General features: G+C 45.4%; 3 protein-coding genes and 1 pseudogene. 3 read left to right on the forward strand and 1 reads right to left on the reverse strand.

Going from position 1 to position 3,156, the window contains the following annotated elements:
• The 3 genes and pseudogenes from KSW37_RS15280 to KSW37_RS15290 form a co-directional block, all read left to right on the forward strand.
• Positions 1–209 (forward strand): annotated as a pseudogene (locus KSW37_RS15280) (hypothetical protein); the annotation flags it as partial.
• 86 nt (positions 210–295) lie between these two features.
• Positions 296–391: a smalltalk protein gene (locus KSW37_RS15285; protein ID WP_153072405.1), complete on the forward strand. Its 96-nt coding sequence runs from the start codon at positions 296–298 to the stop codon at positions 389–391.
• A gap of 445 nt (positions 392–836) precedes the next feature.
• Complete coding sequence (locus tag KSW37_RS15290; RefSeq protein WP_217315304.1) at positions 837–1,883, forward strand: PDDEXK nuclease domain-containing protein; 1,047 nt, start codon at positions 837–839, stop codon at positions 1,881–1,883.
• Between the two features lie 62 nt (positions 1,884–1,945).
• On the opposite strand, the gene KSW37_RS15295 is transcribed toward KSW37_RS15290, so the two are convergent.
• Positions 1,946–3,046 carry an AAA family ATPase gene (locus KSW37_RS15295; RefSeq protein ID WP_217315305.1) on the reverse strand — a complete coding sequence of 367 codons (1,101 nt, stop codon included), beginning with the start codon at positions 3,044–3,046 and terminating at the stop codon, positions 1,946–1,948.
• Positions 3,047–3,156: the final 110 nt, after the last annotated feature.

Genomic DNA, 3,156 nt, shown 5'->3' on the forward strand with positions numbered 1-3,156 from the left:
TCAAGGCGATTAAGGAGGGTAAGACCAACGTTGACCTCAACGCGCCAACTACTCCTGATAATACTCCTGGTGGTTCTACCCCTAGCGGTGGTTCAAGCACTACCGAAGGTGGCGGCTCAGGCAGTACTGAAAGCGGCGGTTCAAATACCGACCAGACCGGCGGCGAGGGTCAAGGCTCAGAATCAGGCGGCGACGGCAATATGGGTTAACCCCCAGCGGCTAGGGTGCTAGCCCCTAGCCGCAACTCGCCCCACAAAGTTAACATTAAACATTTAACACTTAACATTAAAATGAAATGAAAGCGAACACTTGGAAAACAATTCTGCAGATAGCCATCAGCATTCTGACCGCTATCGCTACTACGCTCGGAGTAACGAGCTGCATGGGATAAAGAACATGGAGTCTACCTTATTATAATAAGCTGACTCAGCCATAAATGAAATCGACCGCTCATCTCAATATGGGGAGAGCGGTCGTTTTCGTTTCTATCGAGAAAGCCGGTCATGAAGGGTCAAAGTCATTAAGGGTCATTATCATTTTCAATCCCCCCAAAAGGGTCCGGTCATTAAGGTCACGGTCATTAAGGTCATTAAGGATTTTCAAAGAAAAGTTGATGGGAAACGAGTAAAAAATCATCATTTTTTTGCTCATTTTCCTTTTTTTTATTATCTTTGCCTTAAAAATTAATAATTGAACTTTCGCATGTGGTTCAAGTACGGGCTGAAGGCCCTGGGCTAGGGGCTTCTGCCCTTTACCTTTCCCTTCGGCCGGTGACCGTTGGTTCAGGGCGTATGGGACAAAACTTGCGAAACTTGAACAAATGAAAAAATATATAGATGGAAAAGAATATTATAAATATAGATGCACATGTCATAGATGATATCAGAACCATCATCACAAGGGCAAGAAACAGGGCGTATCAATCTATCAACGAAACCCTGATACGCTCAAACTGGGAAATTGGCAAACGTATTGTTGAAGAAGAGCAGTTTGGCAAGCAGCGTGCTGATTATGGAATACAGCTCATCAAGTCCATATCTCAGCAGTTGACGACTGAATTCGGCTCCGGCTATGGTGTTCGTAACCTAGCCTATTTCAAGCAATTATACCAATATTTTCCTGATTGGGAGATTTTGCACACGCGTGTGCAAAATCTTTCGTGGTCACATTTAAGATGCATTTTAAGGGTGGATGATGCACAAGCGAGGTTGTGGTATATACAAGAAGCTGCCGAACAAATGTGGAGTGTGAGAACCCTCGACCGCAATGTTGCCTCACAATACTATTATCGACTCCTGCAAACCAGCAATGAGCACAAAGATGAGGTAGAGAACGAGATGAAAACCCTTACAAAAGGATACGCAGACTCACCTGCCATGTTCATCAAGTCGCCAATGGTGACAGAATTCTTGGGCTTATCCCGAGACATGAGCTTCTCGGAAAGCGAACTGGAGAGTGCTATCATCACCCATCTTCAGAAATTTCTGATGGAGATGGGCAAAGGCTATGCCTTCGTAGAGCGACAGCAGCACATCATCACCGATACCCAGGACTACTACATAGACCTGGTATTCTACAATTACCTGATGAAATGTTTTGTACTGATCGACCTGAAGACGACCAAGATCACCCATCAGGACGTAGGACAAATGGATATGTATGTAAGAATGTATGATGAACTGAAACGCACGGAAGGCGACAATCCGACCATCGGCATACTACTCTGTTCGGAAACCAGCCAGGATATCGCAAGATTTTCCATCTTGCACGACAGCAAGCAATTATTTGCTTCAAAATATCTTACATATCTTCCTACAGAACAGCAACTTAAGGAAGAAATAGAAAAGCAGAAAGAAATATTTAGATTACAACATATAAGATGACTTTGTAAAAAGTTACGGAGAATATGAATTATCTCCGTAACTTTTTACATTTTCGGCTGATTTTACCGCTTCAGAGCAATGTTGTAGTTATAATACTTCGTGTTGCCCGTAATATCCTCCAGCACCTGGATGAAAGGAGGAAACTTCACACTCTCGTTGGCAGAAATGCCGCGGGTTTCAAGAATCATCAGATTGGAAACCGGCTCAAGAAACTCATCGAGTTCGAAATACTGGCCCTTCCAGATGAAACTCTTGCGATGCTTATGAATGCGCTGACGGTAAGGATCTGCCTGCTGAAGCATACTCTCGTAAAGATTGGCATTGATCTGCCGCTCGGTCTCTATCTGCTCATTGTCTGAAAGACGCTTCTTGGTGGTGTGAACATACACATACTTGCCTCCCTCGAAACCGCGACGGCGAAGACGGATCTCACTGCCCGGCTCACCCGTAAGATAAGTCTGAACAATATCGCTGTCTATTGCATTAGGAACCTCGCCCGTCAGCTTCACGATATATTTGCGTTCCTCCTCTATCGGCTGCGGAATGGCAAGCACATTGCTTATCTCCTTGAGCACACGGTTCAGCTTGTTGTTGAAATCTTCGTGGTTATTGATCACCCTGAGATGAGGATGACCCTTCCATGCAGAAACAATCTTCTTGTCCAACTCGCGCGCTATCTTCAGCCCCTCCTCATCAGCCTGCTCCAGGCGCTGCGCATTGTTGGCTGTAGTATAAAACTGCTCGGCGCCATCGGCAGCACTCACCAGATGCAGCACAGCATCATAGCGGTCGCGAAGCTGTGAATTCGTATACCCCTCTTCCGAGATGATGCGGTTCCAGAAATCGGGAGTGAGATAGGTAGAAATATCCATCGTGCCACGATCGCAGACAATGATGACCGGCTGCTGCAATGTTTCTGCCATACGCTGGAAACTGTCTTCCAGGTTGATCTGAGTCTGGAAAGTAGCCTTCTCACCCTCAAAGAAGAAATCCTTGTTGGAAGTGAGATAATTCATGCCCGCCTGGGTGAACATGGTTGGAACTTCGGGAATGGTAAAGACCTTATAGCCCAGGCTAGAGAAATGTTCTATCACCTTAACCATAGCGGTAGTCTTGCCCGCACAAGGACCACCCGTCAGTACAATCTTCTTAATCTGATTCATATATCCAGTTTTATATTTTTCGTTTTTCTATTGATGTTCTTCCATAAACATCAGAGTCGAGTAAGTGGAGGGAATTTCACCCTCCCTTCTCTCGGAACCGTGCTTGACAG

This window comes from Segatella copri (genome assembly GCF_019127135.1).
GTDB lineage: Bacteria > Bacteroidota > Bacteroidia > Bacteroidales > Bacteroidaceae > Prevotella.

Coding starts and splice junctions, on each gene's coding strand:
- KSW37_RS15285 (WP_153072405.1), top strand. CDS start 296: ATGAAAGCGAACACTTGGAAAACAATTCTGCAGATAGCCATCAGCATT.
- KSW37_RS15290 (WP_217315304.1), top strand. CDS start 837: ATGGAAAAGAATATTATAAATATAGATGCACATGTCATAGATGATATC.
- KSW37_RS15295 (WP_217315305.1), bottom strand. CDS start 3,046: ATGAATCAGATTAAGAAGATTGTACTGACGGGTGGTCCTTGTGCGGGC.